Origin of the sequence: Cognatilysobacter tabacisoli (genome assembly GCF_003586305.1) — a bacterium.
GTDB lineage: Bacteria > Pseudomonadota > Gammaproteobacteria > Xanthomonadales > Xanthomonadaceae > Cognatilysobacter_A > Cognatilysobacter_A tabacisoli.
In genome coordinates this window covers 84,255-107,210 of sequence record NZ_QXJI01000001.1, presented here as the reverse complement: position 1 = coordinate 107,210, position 22,956 = coordinate 84,255, and the positions used below count along the sequence as shown (strand labels likewise).

Annotated in this window: 24 protein-coding genes and 1 pseudogene; 12 read left to right on the top strand and 13 right to left on the bottom strand. The window is 72.8% G+C overall.

Going from position 1 to position 22,956, the window contains the following annotated elements; all coding sequences use genetic code 11:
- Window positions 1–12: 12 nt before the first annotated feature.
- The 5 genes from hutG to D3A60_RS04995 all read right to left on the bottom strand — a co-directional run bounded on the left by hutG (window position 13) and on the right by D3A60_RS04995 (window position 5,604).
- Entirely contained in the window at window positions 13–801 is a 789-nt protein-coding gene (gene hutG, locus D3A60_RS05015; RefSeq protein ID WP_119717650.1) for an N-formylglutamate deformylase, read from the bottom strand.
- Window positions 802–906: 105 nt separating this feature from the next.
- The gene (gene gorA / locus D3A60_RS05010; protein WP_119717649.1) at window positions 907–2,262 is read right to left on the bottom strand and encodes a glutathione-disulfide reductase; all 1,356 of its coding nucleotides are present in this window, start codon (window positions 2,260–2,262) and stop codon (window positions 907–909) included.
- Window positions 2,263–2,356: 94 nt separating this feature from the next.
- Window positions 2,357–3,616 carry an NAD(P)/FAD-dependent oxidoreductase gene (locus tag D3A60_RS05005; RefSeq protein ID WP_119717648.1) on the bottom strand — a complete coding sequence of 420 codons (1,260 nt, stop codon included), beginning with the start codon at window positions 3,614–3,616 and terminating at the stop codon, window positions 2,357–2,359.
- A gap of 76 nt (window positions 3,617–3,692) precedes the next feature.
- Window positions 3,693–4,955: a DUF418 domain-containing protein gene (locus D3A60_RS05000; RefSeq protein ID WP_119717647.1), complete on the bottom strand. Its 1,263-nt coding sequence runs from the start codon at window positions 4,953–4,955 to the stop codon at window positions 3,693–3,695.
- Between the two features lie 169 nt (window positions 4,956–5,124).
- On the bottom strand, window positions 5,125–5,604 hold the full coding sequence (locus D3A60_RS04995) for an FKBP-type peptidyl-prolyl cis-trans isomerase (RefSeq protein ID WP_119717646.1): 480 nt from the start codon (window positions 5,602–5,604) through the stop codon (window positions 5,125–5,127).
- Window positions 5,605–5,735: 131 nt separating this feature from the next.
- Here D3A60_RS04995 and D3A60_RS04990 point away from each other — a divergent pair, with 131 nt between their 5' ends.
- A complete protein-coding gene (locus tag D3A60_RS04990; RefSeq protein WP_119717645.1) occupies window positions 5,736–6,293 on the top strand; it encodes a C40 family peptidase in 558 nt (185 codons plus the stop codon).
- 203 nt (window positions 6,294–6,496) lie between these two features.
- On the top strand, window positions 6,497–7,129 hold the full coding sequence (locus D3A60_RS04985; protein ID WP_196778657.1) for a C40 family peptidase: 633 nt from the start codon (window positions 6,497–6,499) through the stop codon (window positions 7,127–7,129).
- A gap of 67 nt (window positions 7,130–7,196) precedes the next feature.
- Here the strand turns inward: D3A60_RS04985 and D3A60_RS04980 are convergent, their stop codons facing one another.
- Complete coding sequence (locus tag D3A60_RS04980) at window positions 7,197–7,685, bottom strand: acyl-CoA thioesterase (RefSeq protein ID WP_119717643.1); 489 nt, start codon at window positions 7,683–7,685, stop codon at window positions 7,197–7,199.
- Complete coding sequence (locus tag D3A60_RS04975; RefSeq protein ID WP_119717642.1) at window positions 7,682–8,293, bottom strand: NADPH-dependent FMN reductase; 612 nt, start codon at window positions 8,291–8,293, stop codon at window positions 7,682–7,684. The genes D3A60_RS04980 and D3A60_RS04975 overlap by 4 nt, the downstream gene beginning before the upstream one ends.
- Window positions 8,294–8,389: 96 nt before the next feature.
- On the opposite strand from D3A60_RS04975, the gene D3A60_RS04970 reads away from it, so the two are divergent.
- Window positions 8,390–8,815, top strand: a complete 426-nt coding sequence (locus D3A60_RS04970; protein WP_196778656.1) for a hypothetical protein — start codon at window positions 8,390–8,392, stop codon at window positions 8,813–8,815.
- 89 nt (window positions 8,816–8,904) lie between these two features.
- On the opposite strand, the gene D3A60_RS04965 is transcribed toward D3A60_RS04970, so the two are convergent.
- Together D3A60_RS04965 and D3A60_RS04960 are read right to left on the bottom strand one after the other, a co-directional pair.
- The gene (locus D3A60_RS04965; RefSeq protein ID WP_196778655.1) at window positions 8,905–10,323 is read right to left on the bottom strand and encodes a M16 family metallopeptidase; all 1,419 of its coding nucleotides are present in this window, start codon (window positions 10,321–10,323) and stop codon (window positions 8,905–8,907) included.
- A 10-nt stretch (window positions 10,324–10,333) separates the two neighbouring features.
- Window positions 10,334–11,737, bottom strand: a complete 1,404-nt coding sequence (locus tag D3A60_RS04960; RefSeq protein ID WP_119717640.1) for a M16 family metallopeptidase — start codon at window positions 11,735–11,737, stop codon at window positions 10,334–10,336.
- 140 nt (window positions 11,738–11,877) lie between these two features.
- Between D3A60_RS04960 and bla the strand changes: the two genes are divergently transcribed.
- Window positions 11,878–12,786 (top strand): subclass B3 metallo-beta-lactamase, encoded by a 909-nt coding sequence (bla, locus tag D3A60_RS04955; protein ID WP_119717639.1) that lies wholly within the window; start codon window positions 11,878–11,880, stop codon window positions 12,784–12,786.
- Window positions 12,786–13,274 (top strand): NUDIX hydrolase, encoded by a 489-nt coding sequence (locus D3A60_RS04950; protein WP_119717638.1) that lies wholly within the window; start codon window positions 12,786–12,788, stop codon window positions 13,272–13,274. The genes bla and D3A60_RS04950 overlap by 1 nt, the downstream gene beginning before the upstream one ends.
- Window positions 13,275–13,427: 153 nt before the next feature.
- Here D3A60_RS04950 and D3A60_RS04945 read toward each other — a convergent pair whose 3' ends face one another.
- Both D3A60_RS04945 and D3A60_RS04940 read right to left on the bottom strand, forming a co-directional pair.
- The gene (locus tag D3A60_RS04945) at window positions 13,428–14,759 is read right to left on the bottom strand and encodes a dicarboxylate/amino acid:cation symporter (protein WP_119717637.1); all 1,332 of its coding nucleotides are present in this window, start codon (window positions 14,757–14,759) and stop codon (window positions 13,428–13,430) included.
- Window positions 14,760–14,893: 134 nt separating this feature from the next.
- A complete protein-coding gene (locus tag D3A60_RS04940; RefSeq protein WP_119717636.1) occupies window positions 14,894–15,319 on the bottom strand; it encodes a CopD family protein in 426 nt (141 codons plus the stop codon).
- Window positions 15,320–15,409: 90 nt separating this feature from the next.
- Here D3A60_RS04940 and D3A60_RS04935 point away from each other — a divergent pair, with 90 nt between their 5' ends.
- The 3 genes from D3A60_RS04935 (at window position 15,410) to D3A60_RS04925 (ending at window position 17,865) form a co-directional block, all read left to right on the top strand.
- The gene (locus tag D3A60_RS04935) at window positions 15,410–16,036 is read left to right on the top strand and encodes a class I SAM-dependent DNA methyltransferase (RefSeq protein ID WP_119717635.1); all 627 of its coding nucleotides are present in this window, start codon (window positions 15,410–15,412) and stop codon (window positions 16,034–16,036) included.
- Window positions 16,037–16,145: 109 nt separating this feature from the next.
- On the top strand, window positions 16,146–17,465 hold the full coding sequence (locus D3A60_RS04930; protein ID WP_196778654.1) for a polyhydroxyalkanoate depolymerase: 1,320 nt from the start codon (window positions 16,146–16,148) through the stop codon (window positions 17,463–17,465).
- A gap of 112 nt (window positions 17,466–17,577) precedes the next feature.
- Window positions 17,578–17,865 carry a TFIIB-type zinc ribbon-containing protein gene (locus D3A60_RS04925; protein WP_119718977.1) on the top strand — a complete coding sequence of 96 codons (288 nt, stop codon included), beginning with the start codon at window positions 17,578–17,580 and terminating at the stop codon, window positions 17,863–17,865.
- 72 nt (window positions 17,866–17,937) lie between these two features.
- Here D3A60_RS04925 and D3A60_RS04920 read toward each other — a convergent pair whose 3' ends face one another.
- On the bottom strand, window positions 17,938–18,855 hold the full coding sequence (locus D3A60_RS04920; RefSeq protein ID WP_407062759.1) for a sensor domain-containing protein: 918 nt from the start codon (window positions 18,853–18,855) through the stop codon (window positions 17,938–17,940).
- A 5-nt stretch (window positions 18,856–18,860) separates the two neighbouring features.
- A complete protein-coding gene (locus D3A60_RS04915; protein WP_119718976.1) occupies window positions 18,861–19,265 on the bottom strand; it encodes a PadR family transcriptional regulator in 405 nt (134 codons plus the stop codon).
- Between the two features lie 245 nt (window positions 19,266–19,510).
- Between D3A60_RS04915 and D3A60_RS04910 the strand changes: the two are divergent.
- The 4 genes and pseudogenes from D3A60_RS04910 to D3A60_RS04895 all read left to right on the top strand — a co-directional run.
- Window positions 19,511–19,705, top strand: a pseudogene (locus tag D3A60_RS04910) (HupB); the annotation flags it as partial.
- Between the two features lie 166 nt (window positions 19,706–19,871).
- Window positions 19,872–20,720, top strand: coding sequence for a peptidylprolyl isomerase (locus tag D3A60_RS04905; protein WP_407062771.1), 849 nt, complete (start codon window positions 19,872–19,874; stop codon window positions 20,718–20,720).
- A 79-nt stretch (window positions 20,721–20,799) separates the two neighbouring features.
- The gene (locus D3A60_RS04900; protein WP_119717631.1) at window positions 20,800–21,543 is read left to right on the top strand and encodes a metallophosphoesterase family protein; all 744 of its coding nucleotides are present in this window, start codon (window positions 20,800–20,802) and stop codon (window positions 21,541–21,543) included.
- Between the two features lie 2 nt (window positions 21,544–21,545).
- Entirely contained in the window at window positions 21,546–22,952 is a 1,407-nt protein-coding gene (locus D3A60_RS04895) for a bifunctional serine/threonine-protein kinase/universal stress protein (RefSeq protein WP_196778653.1), read from the top strand.
- Window positions 22,953–22,956 lie beyond the last annotated feature (4 nt).

The following is a 22,956-nucleotide window of genomic DNA, read 5'->3' as shown; positions in this document are numbered from 1 at the left end:
CTGGTCGTACCGCTACCGCAAGGCCGCGAGCAGCAGGCTGCGCAGGACACCCTGCGTCTGGCCGGCGAGCGCGTCGTCGTAGGCGAACGTGGTTTCGTCCATGTAGATGCGCTGGCTGATCTCCAGCTGCACGGCATCGACGCCGTTCGCCGGGTCGCCGTACTGGCGGGTGATGTACCCGCCCTTGAAGCGTCCGTTCGCCACCCAGTCGTAACGCGATTGGCCGGCCAGGACGGCCTCGAGCCGCTGCTGCAGGGCCGGCGAGCAGCTCGCGCCGCCGGCGGTGCCGAGGTTGAGGTCCGGCAGCCGTCCCGGGAACAGGAACGGCAGGTCGCTGCCCCGGATCGAATGGCCCTCCCACAGCGTCGCCCGGCCGTGCGCGGCGCGCAGCCGCGCCAGTTCGCCCTGCAGGGCGTCGTGGTACGGGCGCCAGTAGCGGTCGACCCGCGCGGCCACCTCGTCGGGCGCAGGCGCCTGGCCATCGAGGTACACCGCCCCGCCGTCGAAGCGCACCGCCGGGCAGAGTCCTGTGGTGTTCTGGCCCGGGTACAGCGAGGTGTCGTCGGGCGGGCGGTTGAGGTCGACCACGTAGCGCGAGTACCGCGGCACCAGCACCGATGCGCCCAGCTCGCGGGCGAAGTCGTACAGCCGCGCGACGTGCCAGTCCGTGTCCGGGGCGCGGCGCGCCTCCGCCGTCATCCGTGTTGCAAGGTCATCCGGGATCGCGTTGCCGTCGTGCGGCAGGCTGACCAGCAGCGGCGCGGTGCCGCGGTGCAGGTTGACGGTGTCGAGCGTGTCCATCGGCCGATTGTAGGGCGGCCCCGGCCCGCCACCGGCTGCGCGCCCCCGTTTCGCGCCATCACGCACCCGCCAACTGCGATGCGGAGGCGAGCGCCGGGCGGCGCCCTACCGCATCAGCACCACTTCTTCCGCGCTGGTCGGGTGGATCGCGATGGTGTCGTGCAGGTCGTCGAGGGTGATGCCGCGCTTCAGCGCGACCGCGAAGCCCTGCAGGATCTCGTCGGCGCCTTCGCCGAGCAGGTGGATGCCGACCACGCGCCGCTCGGGGCCGACGCACACCAGTTTGAACAGGCTGCGCTGCGGCGAGTCGGCAAGCGCGTGCAGCATCGGCCGGAAGCCAGCGCGCAGCACCGTCACCGCCTCCTCCCCGTGCTCGGCGCGCGCCTCGTCCCCGGTCAGGCCGACCCGCGCGAGCGGCGGGTGCGAGAACACGACGGTCGGTACGTCGCGCAGGTCGACCCGCGCATCGACGATTCCGCCGTACAGCCGCGACATCAGCCGCCGCGCCGCGGCGATCGCCACCGGCGTCAGCGCCGGCTGCGCGGTGACGTCGCCGACCGCGTACACGCCCTCGACGCTGGTGGCCTGCCAGGCATCGACGACGATGCTGCCGCGCGCGTCGGTGACGACGCCGGCGACGTCGAGCGCAAGCGACGCGGTGCTGGCGCGGCGCCCGGTCGCGAACAGCACCTGGTCGAACGGCCCGTGCGCCCCGCCGGCGGCGTCGAGGACCATGCGCCGCCCGTCGGCGTCGCGCTCCACCGCGCCGCACGCAGCGCCCAGGTGCACGTGCACGCCGGCCTGACGGTAGTCCTCGGCCAGAAGTTCGGTGAGCTCGGGATCGAAACCGTCGAGCAGCCGGGGACCGCGCACGAACATCTCGACCCGGCTGCCGAGCGCCTGCAGCACGCCGGCCAGCTCGACCGCCACGTAGCCGCCGCCGACGATCGCGACCCGAGCCGGCGCCGCCGTCCACTGGAAGAAGTCGTCCGACACCGCGCCGAGGTCGGCGCCGGGGATCGCCGGACGGACCGGCTCGCCGCCCGTCGCGATCAGGATCCGGCGCGCGCCGAGGCGCACGCCGTCGTCGCACTGCACCGCGTGCGGTGCAATGAAGCGGGCCCGGGAGGCGATCGACACGATCCCGGCCGCGTCGAGGCGACGCCGGTAGCTGTCGTGGATCCCGGCGATGTAGCGCTGGCGGTGGACGATGAAGGTCGGCCAGTCCAGCTCGGCCGACCCCGGCGCGAAGCCGAGCGTCGGCGCGATGCGCAGCCGCGCGGCGATCTCGGCGGCCAGCCACATCGCCTTCTTCGGCACGCAGCCGACGTTGACGCACGTGCCGCCGAGCAGGTGCGGCTCCAGCAGCGCGACGCGCGCGCCGTGCTCGGCCGCGCGGAACGCGCCGGCCAGTCCGCCGGAGCCGCCGCCGATGACGATCAGGTCGAAGTCGCGGTCCATGCCGGTTCCCGTCGGTCGCGCCACACAGCGTGCGCCGGGTCGATCGTAGCGGGCGGGCGATGCGGACGGTGCCCGCGCACGCCCGTTATCCCGATCAGGCGAAACGCTCGGGCCGGAACGGCGCGGGGTCGATCGCCGGGGTGCGCCCGCACAGCAGGTCGGCGACCAGCTGACCGGTGGCCGCGCTCATGCTGACGCCGAGCATGCCGTGGCCGGTCGCCAGCCAGACGCCATCGCGCGCCGGCACGCGGCCGATGATCGGCACGTCGTCGCCGCTCATGGGCCGCCACCCGTACCAGCGTTCGCGCAGCTGCGGTCCGACCGGCTCGTGCAGGTACTCGGCCGCGCCGCGCTCGAGCGCGCCGAGGCGGCGCGCATTGAGGGTGTCGTCGTAGCCCGAGAATTCCATCGTGCTGCCGAGCCGGAAGCCGTCGGCCCACGCGCTGACGCAGACCTGCCGCTCCTTCAGCACCACCGGCCGCGACGGCACCCGTGCCGGTCGCGAGTAGGTGATCGAATAGCCCTTGCCCGGCTGCATCGCCAGCCGCAGCGACGGCGCGCCGATCGCCAGCGCCAGCCGCGGCGACCACGCACCGACGGCGACGACCACGTCGCGCGCGCGCATCGGGCCGAGCGCCGTTTCTACCGTGACTACCCCGTCGGTGCTGTCGAGCGCGCCGAACGCGCAGTCCTCGAGGATCTCGCCGCCGCGCTGGCGGACCGCGCGCGCCAGCTCGGCCACGTAGCGGTCCGGCCGCAGCGCCGCGTCGCCATCGAAGCGGACCACGCCGGCAAGGCCGGGCTTGAATGCGGGCTCGGCGGCCTCGTACGCCGCCGCGTCGACGATCGCTACCGGGATGCCGGCCTCGCGCAGCGCGCCGATGCCGGCCTGCGCATGGGCGAAGGCCTGCCGGTCGCGGTACACGTAGTCGACGCCGGACTCGGCGAATTCGCACTGCAGCCCGTAGTCGCGCACCCACTGCGCCAGCCGCGCGCGCGAATCGTTGAGGATCGCCGCCTTCGCCGCGGTGCTGGCCCGCCAGTCGCGCACGTTGCAGCGCGCGGCGAAGCGCAGCAGCCACTGCCACAGCAGCGGGTCGATCCGCGGCTTGACGTACAGCGGCGCGTCGGGCGTCAGCATCCAGCGCAGCGCGACCCCGACCATGCCCGGCGCGGCCAGCGGCGGCGCATGGCTCGGCGTGATCGTGCCGCAGTTGCCCTTCGAGGCGCCGCCGCCGATCGCGCCGGCGTCGATGACGCGCACGCTGCGGCCGGATTCCAGCAGGGCCAGCGCGGACGCCAGGCCGATGACGCCGGCGCCGATGATCAGGACATCGTGGTCGCGACTCGACATTGCCGGCCGGTGTGCGGAGGGACGCCAATTATGCCCGGCGCGTCCGCCCTGCCGCGCGGCGGACGCGCGCCGCGACTCACGCCGCGGCGGCGGCGTGGCGCAGCGGCGGCAGGCGCAGGTACGTGGCCGCGCGCCACAGCCACTCCATCGGCCCCATCCGGAACCGGCGCAGCCACCAGTGGCTGGCCGCGACCTGCAGCGCGAACAGCGCGAGCGCGAACGGCACCTGCCACGCGCGCGACAGCTGCTCGAAGTAGCCCAGCCCGTAGCCGTAGAACACGAAGGTGCAGACCACCGTCTGCATCAGGTAGTTGGTCAGCGCCATGCGCCCGGCCGGCGCCAGCAGCGCCAGACGCGGCGCCCACGCAGGGGACTGCAGCCCGCGCACGATCCACGCCACGTAGCCCAGGCACATCAGCAGGCTGCCGGCCAGCGCCAGCGCGGTGGCCGCGCTGCTGACCAGGTCCATCCGCGCGAAGTCGACCGTCGGCAGCAGGACGAACGACGCCAGCGTCAGCGCCAGCCCGATCGGGAAGCCGAGGGTGCGCAGCCGTGCGTACAGCCGCGCGTGCGATTCCGGGTTCGCGATCGCGCCGCTGCGGACGAACCATGCCCCGAGCAGGAACAGCCCGACGATCTGCCAGCCCATCACCGTGGCGACGTGGGTGAAGAACAGCTGCATGTCCGCCACCCGGCGCGCGACCGCCTCGGCGTAGGTGCCGTCGGCGTAGATGCGGCGCTGCGCGTCGAGCGCGTCCCCCATCACGCGCCCCTGCTCGGCCAGCGCGGCGTCCATTTCCTTGGCGGCGGCCGGCACCAGCTGCGCCAGCGAGCCGAGCGCGCCCAGCGCCAGCACCAGCGCGATCGGCAGCAGGTACAGCACTAGCGCCCAGACCGGCAGGCGCGAGGTGGGGGTGTTGCGGAACAGCAGCAGCGCCGGCGCCAGCACCGCGTAGGCGGTGAGGATGTCGCCGGACCACAGCAGCAGCGCGTGCACCAGGCCGATCGCCAGCAGCATCGCGGTGCGGCGCAGGTACACGCCGACGAAGCCGCGCCCGGCGGCCTGCGCGCGCGCAAGCATCACCGCGAAGCCCATGCCGAACAGCAGCGAGAACAGCGTGTAGAACTTGCCCTGCACCAGGATGTAGATCGCCGCATCGGCGAACCGGTCGGCGCCGCGCAGGGCCGGGTCCAGCCCGGTGATCGCGCCGAACAGCGGGCCGACGAAGGCCTCGATGTTCATCAGCAGGATGCCGAGCAGCGCGAAGCCGCGCAGCACGTCCATCGCGACGATGCGCTCGCGGGCGCCGATCGGGGACAGCGGTTCGGTCAGGGTCATGGCGCAGCTCGAGAAGGCGTCGGCGGCGATCATGACAGGGGGGCGGCGGCCGTGGCGCGCCGCGCTCGGCGCCCGCCGGTGGGCCGGCGGGAACTCCGGTTTCCGGTGGCCCGGAAACGGAACGGCCCGCTCGCGCGGGCCGTCCGGGTGTCGCGCTCGCAGCCAGGCGTCAGTGCTGGTGGCCGCCCTCGCCGTGCACGTGGCCGTGCTCGACTTCCTCGGGGCTGGCCTCGCGCACGTCGACGATCTCGATCGCGAAGTGCAGGTCCTTGCCGGCCATCGGGTGATTGAGGTCGACGTCGACGACGCTCATGCCGACCTTCTCGATGGTCACGGCGCGCGGGCCGAAGTTGGTGTTCAGCACGACCTGCATGCCCGGGGCGAGCTTCTGCGCGCCGAAGTGCTTCTTCGGCACGCGCTGGGTCAGGCCGTCGCGGCGCTCGCCGTAGGCGTCGGCGGCGGTGACGTCGACCTCGAACTTGTCGCCGGCCTCGCGGCCGTCCATCGCCTGCTCCAGGCCCGGGATGATGTTGCCGTGGCCGACCAGGATGGTCAGCGGGTCGCGGCCCTCGGAGCTCTCCAGCGCCTCCTGGCCGACTTCGGCAACGGAGTAGTGGAAGCGGACGACGCGGTCTTTCTCGATCTTCATTGCGGGACTCGAATGGGTGGCCAAGGCGGCCCGGGAGAGGCGGCCGCCGCGGTGGCGACCTCGGTGCAGCCGTCGACCGGCTGCGGTGGAAGGCTTGTCGTCGCGCGGCGCAGCGGGGATGCTGTGGCCCGATGACGAAGGCCGCGCATTATCCCGGCAAGCCTGCCCCCGCGCCAGCGCGGGGCCGCCGCGCCGTCCTCGTGGGGCTGATCGCCGCGGCGCTTGTCGCCGGCTGCGGGCGCCCGCCCGAAACCGTCCGCCGCGCGCCGCCGCCGCAGCGCGACTGGGCCGTCGTCGCCCCGGGCGATCCGGCCGCGGCCAATTCGGTGGTGATCCGCGCGATCAGCCTCGTCGGCACGCCCTACCGTTACGGCGGCAACTCGCCGGAGGGCGGTTTCGACTGCAGCGGGCTGGTCAACTACGTGTTCCGCGACATGCTCGACCTCGGCCTGCCGAGGACCTCCCGGGCGCTGGCCGAGTACCAGGGCGACCGGATCGACCCCGCACGCCTGGCGGCCGCCGACCTGGTGTTCTTCGGCAGCCGCGGCAGCGTCACCCACGTCGGCATCTATGTCGGCCAGGGGCGGTTCGTGCACGCCCCGAGCAGCGGCGGCACGGTGCGGCTGGACCACCTCGACGGCGCCTACTGGCGGGACAACTACTCCGGCGCCCGGCGGGTCCTGCGCTGACCCCCGCCCCGGAATCGGTTGCGGTTTCGGCCGGAACTGGAACTCCGCCCGCATTCATTAACTAATTTCTAACATTTTTTGAACCTATCACACCGCTTTCACCGGTAAGGTCGCTCGGTCTTCGATTTAGTGATGAGCGCGTGACGACCCATACGACCTGCCCAGGCCGCCAAGCCGCCACCCCCGTCCGCGTCCGCCGCGGCGTGTTCGCCTCCGTCCTTTCCTGCCTCCTGCTCGCCGCCGCCACCCCGGCGCTCGCCCAGCAGGCCCCCGGCGCCGATGCCGCGGCCGACAGCACTTCGCTGCGCGCCGACACCGCCGACGTCGCCCCGGCCACCCGCTCGGCCCTGTCCGACGCCCTCTCGGTGTCCGACCGCGCCCTGCTGCTGGCGACCGACCTCAACCGCTTGCTGATCCCGGGCGCCGCGCTGGCGACCCGCGAGCCGGCCTCGTCGGGCCAGGTCAAGACCGTCCTGCAGCGCGCGATGGCGCTGCTGGGCACCCCGTACCGCTGGGGCGGCACGTCCCCGGACAAGGGCTTCGACTGCAGCGGCCTGGTCGGGTACGTGTTCCGCAACGCGATCGGCATCGAGCTGCCGCGCGTGTCCCGCGACATGGCCAAGACCGGCCAGCTGATCGACGACCGCGCCAAGCTCACCGCTGGCGACCTGGTGTTCTTCGGCAAGCGCGGCACGGTCGACCACGTGGGCATCTACGTCGGTGAGGGCCGCTTCGTGCACGCGCCGAGCCGCGGCAAGGACGTCACCGTGTCGAGCCTCACCGAGGGCTACTGGAGCAACAAGTTCCTGCAGGCCCGCCGGGTCGAAGGCATCTGAGGCCCGCGCGCCCGGACGTGAAAAGGCCGCGCACTGCGCGGCCTTTTTCGTTGCGGGGCGCCCGCCACTAGCCGGCGGGCTGGCGGTAGCGCTCGATCGTCTGCTCGATCCCCTTGCTGAGCTCCATGACCCGGGTCGCGTACTCGGAGAGGCGGCGGTCCTCGTCGCTGGCCGGCACCCAGCTGGGCACGGCGGTGGGCTTGCCTTCGACCCCGTCGAGGGCGACGAACACGATCACGCAGTGGGTGCACAGCCGCGCCTCGCCGCCCATCGGGTCGCGCGCGCTGACGTCGACGGAGAAATGCATGCTGCTGGTGCCGGTGTAGACCAGCTTGGTGGTGACCGTGACCAGGTCGCTGATCCGCACCGGGGCGACGAAGCGGATGCCGCCGACCGCGACCGTCACGCTGTAGCGGCCGCTCCAGCCGACCGCAGCCGCGTAGCCGGCCTGGTCGATCCACTTCATCACCACGCCGCCGTGGACCTTGCCGCCGTAGTTGACGTCGGTCGGCTCGGCCAGGAAGCGCAGCGTCAGTTCGCGCTGCTGCCCGCTCATGCCGCCACCTCCGCGCTCGCCCGCAGCAGGGCCTGGGCCTGCGCCAGCCGGGCCGCGGCAGCGCCGACGCCGTGCACGCCGGCGCGCAGGGGCTCGTCGGTCAGCACGCCCGTCTCGGGGAGCCGCTCGGCGGCGAGGCCGACCGCGACCTGCTGCGGCACCACGACCAGGCCGAGCTTGGCCAGCGCGTCGCGCAGCACGATCAGCGAACGCAGGCCGCCCGCCGGCCCCGGCGACGCCGACACGATGCCGGCCACCTTGTCGGTGAACAGCGTCGTGCCGGAGCGCCCGTCGGCCATCGGCCGCGAAATCCAGTCGAGCGTGTTCTTGACCAGCGCCGGTATCGAGCCGTTGTACTCGGGCGTGCTGACCAGCAGCCCGTCGTGCTCGCGCACGAGCTGCTGCAGCACGCGCACGCCGTCGGGCATGCCGGCCGCCTCGATGTCGCCGTCGTACAGCGGCAGCGGGTGGTCGCGCAGTTCGATCAGGGTCACGTCGGCGCCGGACGCGCGCGCGCCGTCGGCGAGCACGTGCACCAGCCGGCGGTTGTAGGAGCCGCTGCGCAGGCTCCCGGCGAAGGCCAGCAGGCGCGGGGTCGGTGCGGGCATCGTCGGCTTCCGTCGTGGAGTCGCGCCGATTATGCGCGCCGCGCCCCTTGCGGCGCGGGCGTGGCGGCGCAAAGCTGGCGCCTCCAGACGGGGGGATTGCAGATGGGACGAACCGTGCTCGGCATCGTGGCCGGACTGGTCGCGATGTGGCTGGTGACGATGGGCGTCGAGATGGCTGGCCACGCGCTGTACCCGCCGCCGCCGGGCCTCGACCCGCGCGATCCGGCGCAGGTCGCGCAGGTGATGGCGGCAATGCCGACCGGCGCGTTCGCGCTGCTGGTGCTGGCGTGGACGCTGGGTGCATTCACCGGCGCCGCGGTGGCCGCGCGCATCGCGTTCCACGCCAATGCGGCGGCGATCGCGATCGGGCTGGTGGTGATGACCGGCGTGGTCGCGATGATCGTGATGGTGCCGGACCACCCGACCTGGGTCGCCGCGCTCGGCCTGCTGCTGCCGGTGCCGGCCGCGCTGCTGGCGGCGCGGCTGTTCGCGCGGCCGCGCAAGGGGCTGCCGAAGCTGTAGTCGTCGGCGCGAACGCGGAACGAAAAACGGCCGGCGTCTCGCGACGCCGGCCGTTACGTTGTTCGCCGACTGCGGTCGACTGGACCGCCCTACTTCGCCCGCACCTCGAACTCGCCGTACGCCTTGAGCTGCTCGGCAATGGCCTTGTCGTCGCCGACCACGACAATCGACTGGGCCTTCGGATCGAAGTACTTGCGGCCCATCGCCTGCACCTGCGCCGCGTCGACCGCGCGGATCTTCGGCACGTACTCGCCGAGGAACTCCGGCGGCAGGCCGACGAGCCAGTTCGACGCCAGCGTCGACGCGACCGCGGCCTGCTGCTGGTTGCTGATCAGGTAGCCGCCGGCGACGTAGCGCTTGGTGTCTTCCAGTTCCTGCGCCGGCACCGGCTCGCTGCCCATCCGCGCGTACTCGGCGAAGAATTCCTTCAGCGCCGCGCCGGTGACCTCGTTGCGCACGTCGGCACTGGCGCTGATCCGCCCGCCGTGGGCGAGCGCGCCGACGCCCGAGCGCGCCCCGTACGTGTAGCCCTTGTTCTCGCGCAGGTTCTGCATCAGCCGGCTGCTGAAGCCGCCGCCGAGCACGGTGTTGGCCAGCTGCAGCGGGATGTAGTCCTCGCCGGTGGCGGCAATCGCCGGCCGGCCGAGCCGCACCGCCGACTGCACGCTGCCCGGTCGCTGCACCAGCACCCGGCTGGTCGCGGCCGCGCCGGTGGCCTTCGGCGGCGCCGGCGGAGCGGCCCCGGTCGCACGCCAGTCGCCGAACGCCTGCTCGGCCAGCTTGAAGCCTTCGTCGGGCGACACGCGGCCGGTGATCACCAGCAGCGCGCGCTCCGGGCGGAAGCGGCGCGCGTGCGCGTCGCGCAGCTGTTGCGGGGTGACCGCGGTGATCGCGGCCTCGGTCGGCTGCGTCCGCGCGTAGGGGTGGTCGCCGTAGATCGCCTGCGCCAGCGCGCGCTCGGCCTTGAATGCCGGCTGCGCCTCGGAGGCCTTGAGCCCCTGCAGCGCGTTGGCCTGGGCCAGCTTCACTTCGCCCTCGGGGAACGCCGGCTGGCGCGCGATCTCGGCCAGCAGGCCGAGCATCCCGGCGGCATTCGACACCAGCGCGTTGCCGAACACGGTGATGCCGTCGTTGCCGGCACCGGCGCCAACGCTGCCGCCGAAGCCCTGCGCGGTTTCGGCGATGGTCTTCGAATCGCGCTGGGCGGTGCCTTCGCTGAGCAGGCCGGCGAGCATCGAGGCGAAGCCCGGCGCATCGGCGGCGTCGGCCGAATAGCCGGCATCGCGCACGGCGAGCACGTAGTCGACGCGCGGCAGGCCGTCGCGCGGCACCACCCACACGGTCATGCCGTTGGCGAGGGTCTTCTGGGCGATGTCGGCGACCGGCAGCGGCCGGTCCGGCGCGTACGCCGGCAGATCTTTCGGCAGCGGCGCGTTGGGGCCGGCCACCGCCGCGCCGGCGAACGCCAGCGACACCGCGACGGCGAGGAGAGTCTTGTGCAGGGTCATGGTCGTCTCCTTACTTCGACGTCGTCGCGGCCGCGGCGGGCGCGAGCATCGCGGCCGGCTTGCGGTCGATGACGGTGCGGTTGGCGGTGGTCAGGTAGGTGCGCGCGGCGCGCTGCACGTCGGCCGACGTCACCGCTTCGATCCAGCCCGGGACCTGGTTGACGACGTTGGCGTCGCCCCACAGCGTCTGCAGCTTGGCGAGCGTGTCGGCGCGGTTGATGAACGCCTCGTTCGAGTTGTACCAGTCGGCCAGCATGCGGGTCTTGACCCGCGCCAGCGTCGCGTCGTCGACGCCGTCCTTGACCACGCGCGCGACCTCCTCGTCGATCGCCTTCAGCATCGCGTCGGCGTTGGTGGTCGGCTTGTACAGCGCGAACACGGTGAACAGCGTCGGGCCGTCGTAGGTCCACGGGTCGGTCAGGCCGTACAGCGAGTCGACGTTGAGCGCGAGCTCGCGGCCCTTGACCAGACCCTGGTACAGGCGCGAGGCGTCGCCGCCGGCAAGCAGTTCGCCCAGCACCGCCATCGGCGCCTGGTCGCGGCTGCCGCGGTCGGGCATCTTCCACGCCGCCGCGATGGCCGGCACCTGCGCCAGCGCGTCGGACTGGGTGATGCGCTTTTCCTGGGTGTTGAGGCCTTCGCGGTAGTCCGGTGCCTTCGGCGTCGGCCGCGCGGGAATGCCGCCGAAGTACTTCTCGGCCAGCGCGAAGCCCTGCTCGGGAGTGACGTCGCCGGCGATGCCGAGCACCGCGTTGTTCGGGCCGTAGTAGTCGCGGTGGAACGCGGCGACGTCCTCCAGGCTGGCGTTCTCCAGGTCCTGGAAGCTGCCGTAGCCGTCGTGGTTGTTCTCCCACTTCTGGAACGCCTGCTGGCCGATGTCGATCCACATGAAGCCGCCGTAGGGCTGGTTCTTCACGTTCACGCGGATCTCCTCCTTCACCACGTCCTGCTGGTTCTTCAGCGTGGTCGGGTTGAAGTCGAGCGTCTTCATGCGGTCGGCCTCGAGCCACAGGATCGGCTCGAGCGCCGAGGCCGGCGCGACCTCGATGTAGTTGGTGAAGTCCGCGCGCGTGGAGCCGTTGTTGCGGCCGCCGCCGCCGGTGATCACGCGGTCGAACACGCCTTCGCCGGCGTTGGGCGTGCCCTCGAACATCAGGTGCTCGAACAGGTGCGCAAAGCCGGTGCGGTTCTTCGGTTCGAGCCGCATGCCGACGTGGTAGACCACGCTGATGCCGACGGTGGGCGAGCTGTGGTCCTCGGACACGACCACGGTCAGTCCGTTGTCGAGCTTCTTGACGGCCACCGGCACGGACCAGCGATCGCCCTGCCCGGCCGCCGCGTTCGCATCGAACGCAACGGTCGAACCGGCCAACGCGAATCCGCCCAGCAGCACCGCGATCTGGTGCATGCGCATGGAGCGCCCCTTCTTTCCCCGGAGTGGAACCGCACCCTACCCCGCGTCGCCGATGGCGATAACCCCCCGGAAGTCACGCGCCCGCTGACAGCGGCGGTGGCGATCGCGGACACTGTCGCGCCCCGCCGACGCCTACCGCCATGCCCAACCGTCCCGCCGTGCCCGCGCTCCTGCCTGCGGCGCTCGCGCTGCTCGCGCTGTCCGCCTCCGCCGCCGAGCCGGTGCTGCCGCCGTCGGGCCGGTACGAGACGCCGGACAGCTGGCGCCAGCCGGTGCCGTCGTTCGCGATCGGCGCGCGCACCCACTACATCGGCACCGCCGGCCTGAGCGCGCTGCTGGTCAAGACCGACGCCGGCGCGGTGCTGGTCGACGGCGGCCTGCCGCAGGCCGCGCCGATGCTGCTGCAGCGCATGGCCGCGCTCGGCGTCGCGCCCGGCGACCTCAAGCTGATCCTCGCCGGCCACGCGCACGCCGACCACGCCGGCCCGGTCGCCGCGCTGGCCCGCGCGACCGGCGCGCGCGTCGTCGCGAATGCCGAATCGGCGGTGCTGCTGGCGCGCGGCGGCACCGACGACATCCACAATGGCGACGGCATCCCGTTCCCGCCGGCGAAGGTCGACCGCCTGGTGATGGACGGCGAGGTGGTCGAGCTCGGCGGCGTGCGCTTCACCGCGCACTTCACCCCGGCGCACACGCCCGGCAGCACCAGCTGGACCTGGACCGACACCGCCATCGAAGGCCGCCGACCCGCCGGCACGCCGCTGCGCATCGCCTACGTCGACAGCCTCAGCGCGCCCGGCTACGACCTGGTCGACAACCCGCGCTACCCGAACATCGTCGCCGACTACCGCCGCGGCTTCGCCGCCGTGCGCGCGCTGCCGTGCGACCTGCTGATCACCCCGCACCCGGACGCGTCGGGCTGGACGCCGGCCAACACCGCCGCGCCGCACGCCGAGCCGATGACCTGCCGCGCGTACGCCGACCGCGCCGAACGCAACCTCGACAAGCTCGTCGACGAGCAGCGCGACGCGTCGAAGGGCGCGCGCTGATGCCGTACACCCCGATCGTCGCGACCCTCGGCTACGTGCTGTCGCCGGACGGCCGCGAGGTGCTGATGGTCCACCGCAACGCGCGTCCCGAGGACCACCAGCTCGGCAAGTACAACGGGTTGGGCGGCAAGCTCGAGCCGGACGAGGACGTCGTCGCCGGCATGCGCCGCGAGATCGTCGAGGAGGCCGGCATCGACTGCACCGCGCTGTCGCTGCGCGGCACGATCAGCTGGCCGGGCTTCGGCAAGCATGGGGAGGACTGGCTCGGCTTCGTGTTCGTCGTCACCGCGTTCGACGGCACGCCGCCGGCGCGCAACGCCGAGGGCACGCTGGAGTGGGTGCCGCTGGAGCGCCTGCACGAGCTGCCGATGTGGGAAGGTGACCGCGAGTTCCTGCCGCTGGTGTTCGACGACGACCCGCGCCCGTTCCACGGCGTGATGCCGTACCGCGACGGTCGCATGGTGTCGTGGCGCTACTCGCGGGTGTAAGGCGCGCCTGAGCCCGCCATCCCGCTGCGATCGCAGAGATCGCATCCATGGCGTCGGGCTGTCTGCGCATGCGCGTGCCGCGTATGCACGGCCAGGCGCCCGGCGGATTGCCGCGGGGCGAACCGGTGTGGCATTGGCGGGCTGGAGCCCGCCCTACGGGGTGCCGGGCTCTTCGCCCTCGGCGATGCCGACGTTGCTCGACGCGGCGTTGTAGACCTCGCGGTCGAGCAGGCCGGTTTCCTTCGCGACCAGCACCGGCACCAGCATCTGTCCGGTCACGTTGGTCATCGTGCGCATCATGTCGAGCACGCGGTCGATCGCGTACAGGTAGCCGATCGTTTCCAGCGGCAGCCCGGCCGCGCTGAGCACCACGGTGGCCATGATCACCGCGGTGCCGGGCACGCCGGCGGTGCCGAAGCTGCCGAGCACCGAGGCGATCATCACGATCAGGTACTGGTCGGCGGTCAGCGGCACGCCGGTGTACTGGGCGATGAACACCGCGCACAGCGCCGGGTAGATCGCCCCGCAGCCGTCCATCTTGATGCTCGCGCCCAGCGGCACCGCGAACGCCGCGTAGTCCTTGTCGACGCCGAGGTTGTGCGTCACCGAGCGGAGCGACACCGGCATCGCCGCGAAGCTCGACGAGGCGACGAAGCCGACCTGCATGCCCGGCGCCGCGCCGCGGAAGAACTTCAGCGGGTTGAGCCCGTGCGCGAGCAGCAGGCCGCCGTAGACGACCACGATCATCAGCGCGCACGCCAGGTACAGCGCGAACACGAACGAGCCCAGCGGCAGCAGCTTGCCGAAGCCGTAGGCGCCGACCAGCGAGGCGATCAGGCCGAACGTGCCGATCGGGGTGAGCTCGAGCACGAAGCGCGTCACCTGGATCATCACGTCGCTGGCCTCGCCGACCAGCTTGCGCATGCCGGCCACGCGCTCTCCGAGCTTGACGATCGCAAAGCCGAGCAGCGCGGCGAAGAAGATCACCGGCAGGATCGAGCCGCGGCCGGCCGCCAGCACGGTTTCGCCGGCGGCGTTGACCCGGGTGCCGATGCCGGCCAGTGCGTAGAACGGATTGGCCGGCACCACGTCGAGCAGCACCTGCACCGGGCTCGGCACGGTGCGAGGCACGAAATTCGGATCGACCGTCAGCGCGCCCACGCCGGCGCCGGGCTGGACCACGATGCCGACCGCCAGGCCGATGCCGACCGCGAGCACGGCGGTGATCGCAAACCACGCGAACGTGCGCCCGCCGAGGGCGGCCATCGACTTCTGGCCGTGCAGCGACGAGATCGCGTTGATCACCGCGAAGAACACCAGCGGCACCGCGATCATCTTGATCAGGGTGACGTACAGGTCGCCGAGCGGCTTGAACCAGGTGTCGGCGGCCGGGCCCATCAGCCAGCCCGCGAGCGCGCCGAGCACGAAGCCGGCCAGCACGCGCTGCCAGAACGGAATGCGGAACCAGGCTTTCAGCAGGGCCATGCGCGTCGCCTCGGTGCGGACCGGCCCGCGCCATCGTCCCGCACCTTAGCCGAGCGCCCCTGCCCGGCGCGAGGCCGCGGCCGCAACGCCGTCATCCCACGGCGGCAACGATCCGGCCCTGCGCGGTCGCGCGGTCAGAACGGCTTGCCGAGCACCAGGTAGACGATCGCGACCAGCACCAGCACCGGCAGCTCGTTGATCCAGCGCAGCGCCTTCGACGACGGCAGCGGCCTGCCGGCCTCGGCGCCCTTCAGCCAGCGCCCGCAGACGATGTAGTACGCGAACAGCAGCGCGACCAGCGCGAGCTTGGCGTGCATCCAGCCGCCGCCGATGCCGAAGTGCATCCACAGCGCCAAGCCGAGCAGCACCGCCAGCCCGAACATCAAATGGCCGAAGCGGTACAGGCGGCGGCCCATCAGCACCAGGCGCGCGCGCACCGCCGGTTCGTCGCCGGCCTCGGCGAGGTTGACGAGGATGCGCGGCAAATAGAACACGCCGCCCATCCACGCCATCACGAACACCAGGTGCGCGGTCTTGGTCCAAACGTAGGCCGTATCCATCGAAGCTCCGGTCGGGTGGCGGGGGCGCGCTAGGATGCCACGCCGCGCGCAGCCGCCCGCGACCGCACGCCGCCCCGACGCAGGACCGCCATGCCCCCGCCGACCTCCCGCCCCAAGGCCTACGACGCCGCGTACTTCCAGCGCTGGTACCGCGACCCCGCGCTGAAGGACGCCGCGATCGGCGGCCCGGCGCGGCTTGCGCGCAAGGTCGCGCTGGCCGTCGCGACCGCCGAGTACCACCTCGAGCGTCCGCTGCGCACGGTGCTGGACGTCGGCTGCGGCGAGGGCGCGTGGCGCGCGCCGCTGCTGAAACTGCGGCCGAAGCTGGCCTACCTCGGCTTCGACGCCAGCGAGTACGCGATCGGCCGCTACGGCGCGCGCCGCAACCTGCACCTGGCGCGCTTCGGCGACTTCGCGCTGCTGCGCCCGTGCCCGCCGGTCGACCTGCTGGTGTGCAGCGACGTGATGCACTACCTCGACGCGCGCGAGCTAGACCGCGGCCTGCCCGGGCTGGCCGAGCTGTGCGGCGGCGTGGCCTTCCTGGAGACGTTCACCCGCGAGGACGGCATCGAGGGCGACACCCACGGCTTCCAGCGCCGGCCGGCGCGCTTCTACCGCGAGCGGCTGGCCGCGCACGGCTTCACCGCGCTGGGCTCGCACCTGTGGCTGGGCCCGGCGCTGGCCGACGGCACGGCCGCGCTCGAAGTCCCGGCCTGACCCCGCCGCCCCCGCGCGGACCCCCGCGGGGCCCCTCCCCGCCGGTTCATCCGTCCCCCGCGGGGCCGGAGTATGCTGCAGCGCATCATCCCTCCCGGACGACGTCGCGATGCTGCTTTACCAGATGCACGAATTCGGCCGCGCCTGGATGGCGCCGATGACCTACTGGGCGGACGCCGGCGCCAAGATGTTCGGCGCGCCGGGCAGCTGGCTGTCGTCGGTGCCGGGCGCGTCGCGCATCGCCGCCGGCTACGAGCTGATGTACCGGATCGGCAAGGACTACGAGAAGCCCGAGTTCGGCATCCACCAGGTCGAGATCGACGGCACCGAGTACCCGGTGGTCGAGCGCGTCGTCGTCGACAAGCCGTTCTGCCGGCTGCTGCGCTTCAAGCGCTTCGCCGACGACGCCGCCGGCATCGCCGCGTTCAAGGACGACCCGCCGGTGCTGGTCGTCGCCCCGCTGTCGGGCCACCACAGCACCCTGCTGCGAGACACGGTCAAGACGCTGCTGCGCGACCACAAGGTCTACATCACCGACTGGGTCGACGCGCGCATGGTGCCGGCCGAGGCCGGCGGCTTCACCCTCGACGACTACATCGGCTACGTGCAGGAGTTCATCCGCACGATCGGCGCCGACACCCTGCACGTGATCAGCGTCTGCCAGCCGACCGTGCCGGTGCTGGCCGCGGTGTCGCTGATGGCCGGCCGCGGCGAGACCACCCCGCGCTCGCTGGTGATGATGGGCGGGCCGATCGACACCCGCGAGAACCCGACCCAGGTCAACAACCTCGCGGTCGAGAAGCCGCTGTGGTGGTTCGAGGCCAACCTGATCCACGCCGTGCCGGCCAACTACCCCGGCGGCGGCCGCCGCGTGTACCCGGGCTTCATGCAGCACGGCGGCTTCGTTGCGATGAACCCCGAGCGCCACTTCCAGTCGCACTGGGACTTCTACGAGCACCTGGTCAAGGGCGACCTCGAGGACGCCGAGTCGCACCGCCGCTTCTACGACGAGTACAACGCCGTGCTCGACATGCCGGCCGAGTACTACCTCGACACGGTGCGCATCGTGTTCCAGCAGCACCTGCTGCCGAAGGGCCTGTGGGACGTGCGCGGCGAGCGCGTCGACCCGTCGAAGATCCGCGGCACCGCGCTGATGACGATCGAGGGCGAGCTCGACGACATCTCCGGGCAGGGCCAGACCCGCGCCGCGCACAAGCTGTGCACCGGCATCCCCGAGGCCGACCAGCGCCACCTGACGGTCAGCGGCGCCGGCCACTACGGCATCTTCAGCGGCCGCCGCTGGCGCACCCAGGTCTACCCTCAGGTCCGGGAGTTCATCGCCGCGCACGCCGCCAAGGTGCCCGCGGCCAAGACCGGGGCGAAGCCGCCCGGCGAGCGCCGCCTGCGCGCGGTACCGCGCGGCCGCTGATCCCCGCCCGCCGCCGTGCGCAATGCGGCGGTTCGCCGCGGACCCGCCCGCGCCGCTTGAATCGGCGCCCCGGCAGCCTGACATCGGGAAGACCGCCCCGATGGAGCTGCCGATGAAGTGTCCCACCTGTGACGTCGCACTGGCCATGACCGACCGCCAGGGCATCGAGATCGACTACTGCCCGCAGTGCCGCGGGGTCTGGCTCGACCGCGGCGAGCTCGACAAGCTGATCGAGCGCGCGTCCGCCGAGGCCGCCCCGCCGCCGGTGCAGGCGCAGCCATCGCGCCAGGCACCGCCGCCGGCGTACGAGACGCCGCGCTACCCCGCGCACGGTTACGGCGGCGACCACTACAAGCACAAGCGCAAGAAGAACCTGCTCGGCGAGCTGTTCGACTTCTGATCGCCGGCCGCAGACACGCAGACGGCGCGGGGAGCGATCCCCGCGCCGTCCGCGTTTTCGCCGGTCACCGGGTCAGTACTGCGCCCACTTCACCAGCAGGTGCTTGGCCAGCTGCGCGTGCATCAGGCCGATGCCGCGCGCGACGTGCAGGGTCACGAACAGCAGCAGCACGCCACCGATCACGCAGGCCGGCACGGCCCACCACGGGTTGGCGTCGAGCACGCTGTAGCCGTCCACGAACAGGTGACCGCCGTAGCCCAGCAGCAGCGCGATCGGCAGGGCAATCAGCGACAGCGCAACCGACAGCCCGGTCGCCGCGATCGTGAAATAGACCACGCCCAGCGGCAGCATCAGCACGAAGTACAGCTGGCTGCCCCACACGCGCGGGTCGGTGAACAGCTCGGCGATCCGCTTGAGCAGGGGCAGCCCGCGCGTCGAGTACAGCGGGCGGCGCGGCATGCGCTCGCCGAGCATGACCTCGACCAGCCGGCCTTCGACCAGCGACAGCAGCCGCACCGAGCCGAAATACACGATCACGAACGGGATGCCGATGATCAGCGCCGCCAGGCCGACCGACAGCGACACGCCGGTGACCACCCAGGTGAAATAGAAGATGCCGGTCGCCAGCGACAGCAGCAGGTAGAACAGCGCGGCGTACGTGCGCGGCTCGGCCGCGACGCCGAAGAAGCGCCCGAGCAGCGAGCGACGCGGCGGCGGACGCGGCGTGCGCAGCGCGGTCTGCACCGTCACCTCCGTGTCGCGGTAGATGTCGGCGACCTCCTCCGGCGCGCCGTAGCTGCCGGCGACCGACGCGATCACCTCGGCCTCGGTGCGCCCGGGGTTCTCGGCCAGCTCCGAGCGCAGGTACTCCTCGGCGTCGTAGAGCGCGTCCTGGACCAGCGCCGGGTCGGCACCGGCCAGCGAGCGGCGTAGCTGCTCGAGGTAGGCCGGGATCGTGGTCGGAAGCGCCCCGGTGGCGGAACCGTTCATGGCGTTCATTGCGGCAGCCCCTCAAGGACGGAATCGACGGAATCACGGGTCGCGCGCCAGGCGGCGACCCACTGGCGCAGGACCTCGCGGCCGGCGTCGGTGATGCGGTAGTAGCGGCGCGGCGGTCCGGCGACGGACGGCTCGACGTGGCTGTCGAGCAGGCCGCCGGCACCGAGGTTGCGCAGCACCGGGTACAGCGCGCTCTGCTTGCCGCTGAGCACGCCGTCGCCGTACTGCTCCAGCCGCTTGGCGATCTGGTAGCCGTACATCGGCTCGCGCGCCGCGCCCAGCACCGCCAGCAGCGCCAGCGACACCGTGCCGGCGCTGAGCTCCTTCTGGAACTTGCGCAGCGCGCCGTCGACCAGCGCGCCGTCGACCTGCGCGCGGTCGAGCGCGGCGCGGTCGGGCATCGTCGGATCGGGGTCGGTCACGGGCGCCTCCACGGCGGGCCCGACGGGGGCCGCTACCTTGGACTCCACACTAGTGTTGAGTCGGCTATAGCGCCCCTGCCATTAGTCGTGGGGTGCCGTCGGTCATGCGCCACGGCGCTCGCGGGCGGTGGGGGCGACCCGGGCGCGGTCCTTGGCGCAGGCGCGACGCGCGCGCTGCTACACCGGCGTTGCGCCGCACCGGTCTGCGGCGCCCGGAGCGCCCCATGACCCGCGGCGACAAGTCGGCCTACACCGACAAGCAGAAGCGCCAGGCCCGCCACATCGAAGAAAGCGAGCGCGAGCAGGGCCGCTCGCAGGAGGACGCCGAGCGCATCGCCTGGGCGACCGTGAACAAACAGGACGGCGGCGGCAAGCAGTCCGGCTCCGGGCGCGCCAAGGCGGGCACCAAGCCCGCGACCCGGCACTGAGCGCGGACGCGGCGCGCCGAGCGCCGTCTACACTCGCCGTCCTGCCACCCGAGGACGACCGATGCGCCTGCCCACCGCCGTACTGCTGTCCAGCCTGGTCGCCGCCGCGCTCGCGCCGGTGCTCGCGCAAACCGCCGCGCCGGCCGAGCCGCGCACGATGCAGGCCCGCACGATGCAGGACGTCCTCGACGCGTCGCAGCCGTCCGACTGGCGGGAGTTGGACCCGGCGCGCACGCTGTACATGGAGCTGGACAGCGGCCGCGTGGTGATCGAGCTGGCCCCGCAGTTCGCCCCGGCGCACGTGGCGAACATCACGGCGATGGCGCGCGAGGGCTACTGGGACGGGCTGGCGATCGTGCGCTCGCAGGACAACTTCGTCGTGCAGTGGGGCGACCCCAACGCCGACGACGCGGCGAAGAAGAAGCCGCTCGGCAGCGCGAAGGCCAAGCTCCCCGCCGAGTTCGAGCGGCCAGCCAAGGGGCTGGCGTTCCACGCGCTGCCCGACCGCGACGGCTGGGCGCCTCAGGTCGGCTTCGTCGACGGCTTCCCGGCCGCGCGCGATGAGGCCGCCAACGTGGCGTGGATGGCGCACTGCTACGGCGCGGTCGGCGCCGGCCGCAACAACGACGCCGACTCGAGCACCGGCGCCGAGCTGTACGTGGTGACCGGCCAGTCGCCGCGCCAGCTCGACCGCAACATCACCGTCGTCGGCCGCGTCGTGCACGGGATCGAGCGGCTGTCGGTGGTGCCGCGCGGCACCGGGCCGCTGGGCTTCTACGAGCAGCCGGAGCAGCGCGTGGCGATCCGCTCGGTGCGGCTGGCCAGCCAGGTGCCGGCGGCCGAGCGCACCGCGCTGCAGCTGCTGCGCACCGACACGCCGACGTTCGACGCGCTGGTCGAGTCGCGCCGCAACCGCCGCGACGACTTCTACAAGCGCCCGGCCGGCCACATCGACCTGTGCAACGTGCCGCTGCCGACGCGCACGCCGCCGGCCGCAGCGAAGTAGCCGGCGCGACCAAAGCCGCATCGCGGCGCGGACGGGGCGTGCCTACCATCGGCGACATCCCTGCCCGCCGACCCACCCGATGCGCCTGGCCTTCTTCGCCGACCTGCACGCCAACCGCGAGGCCTTCGAGGCCTGCCTGCGGCGGCTGGGCAAGGTCGGCTACGACCGCGCGGTGATCCTCGGCGACATCGTCGGCTACGGCGCCGACGCGTCGTGGACCGTCGATACCGTGCAGCGGATGGTCGACGACGGCGCGGTTTGCGTGCTCGGCAACCACGACGAGGCCGCGGTGCGCGGCGCGACCGAGCACATGCACGCCCGGGCTCGCGAGGCGATCGAGTGGACCCACCGCCAGCTCGACCCCGCGCAGCTGGCGTTCCTGGACGCGCTCCCGCTGGCCGTGACCGACGAGGATCGCCTGTACGTTCACGCCAACGCGTGGAACCCCGGCAACTGGGGCTATGTCGACGACGCGCGCATGGCCGCGCGCAGCCTGGCGGCGACGCCGCAGCGCATCACCTTCTGCGGCCACGTGCACGAGCCGGCCGTCTACCACGCGCGGCCCGGCATGGACGCCGGCGCGTTCGTGCCGCGCAGCGACTTCCCGATCCCGCTCGCGGCGTCGCAGCGCTGGCTGGCGATCCCCGGCTCGGTCGGGCAGCCGCGCGACGGCAACCCGTCGGCGTGCTGCGCATGGCTCGACACCGACCGCGGCGCGTTGACCTGCCTGCGGGTGCCGTACGACCACCACGCCGCGGCCGAGCGCATTCTTGCCGCCGGCCTGCCCCCGTCGTTCGCCGCGCGGCTGGCCGAGGGCACCTGATCGTGCCGGCCAGACTCCGCGAAGGGTTGACGATCGGCGGCTTCGAGCTGGTCGGACGGCTGCACGACGGCGGCATGGCGACCCTGTGGCGGGTGCGCCACCCCGATCACCCCGGTCCGCTGCTGATGAAGCTGCCGCGCATCGGGCACGGCGAGGCGGCGACCCAGATCGTCGGCTTCGAGGTCGAACGGATGATCCTGCCGACGCTGACCGGCCCGCACGTGCCGCGCTTCGTCGCCAGCGGCGACTTCGACGACCAGCCGTGGCTGGTGATGGAGCACCTGGCCGGCGACACGCTGCGCCCGCTGCTCGACGAGGCCCCGCTCCCGCCCGAACGCGTCGCCGCGCTCGGCGCCGCCGCTGCGACCGCGATCCATGCGCTGCACCGGCAGCACGTCGTGCACCTGGACATCAAGCCGAGCAACCTGCTGCGGCGGCCCGACGGCACGATCGCGCTTATCGACTTCGGCCTGTCGCACCACGAGCTGCTGCCGGACCTGCTGGCCGAGCAGTTCCACGTGCCGATGGGCACCGCGCCGTACATCGCGCCCGAGCAGGTGCTCGGCGCGCGCAACGACCCGCGCAGCGACCTGTTCGCGCTCGGCGTGACCCTTTACCACCTCGCCACCGGCCATCGCCCGTTCGGCAATCCGACCAGCGCGGCCGGCCTGCGCCGCCGCCTGTACCGCGACCCGGTGCCGCCGCGCGCGTTCGTCCGCGACCTGCCGCGCTGGCTGCAGGAGGTGATCCTGCACTGCCTCGAGGCCGATCCCGACCGGCGTCCGGCCACCGCCGCGCAGGTCGCGCACGCGCTGGCGCATCCCGAGCAGGTCGCGCTGACCGCGCGCGCCGAGCGCGCGCACCGCGACGCGCGCTGGACCGTGCTGAAGCGCTGGTGGCGCAGCCACGGCCGCGAGCACGACCCGGCGCGGCGGCCGAGCCACCACCTCGGCGACGCGCCGCTGTTGATGGTCGCCGTCGACCTCAAGCAGCCCGACGCGCGCCTGACCGAGGCGCTGCGGCTGGCGGTGCAGCGGGTGCTGTCGGCGTTCCCGCAGTCGCGGCTGGCGTGCGTGACGGTGATGCGGACCCCGCGCATCGGGATGGAGCAGACGCTCGACGCCGACGGCCGCAACCGCCACGTCAAGCGGCTGCTCGGGCTGCGCGACTGGGCGCGCCCGCTGCAGCTCGGCGACAGCCGCCTGACCGTGCACGTGCTCGAACACGCCGACCCGGGGGTCGCGCTGCTCGAGTTCGCGCGCAGCAACCGCGTCGACCACCTGGTCATGGGCGCGCGCGGCATCACCGGCGTGCGGCGGATGCTCGGGAGCGTGTCGGGGCACGTCGTCGCCGAGGCCCCGTGCACGGTCACCGTGGTGCGCGTGCCGCAGGCCGGCGAGGCCGGCTGACGCC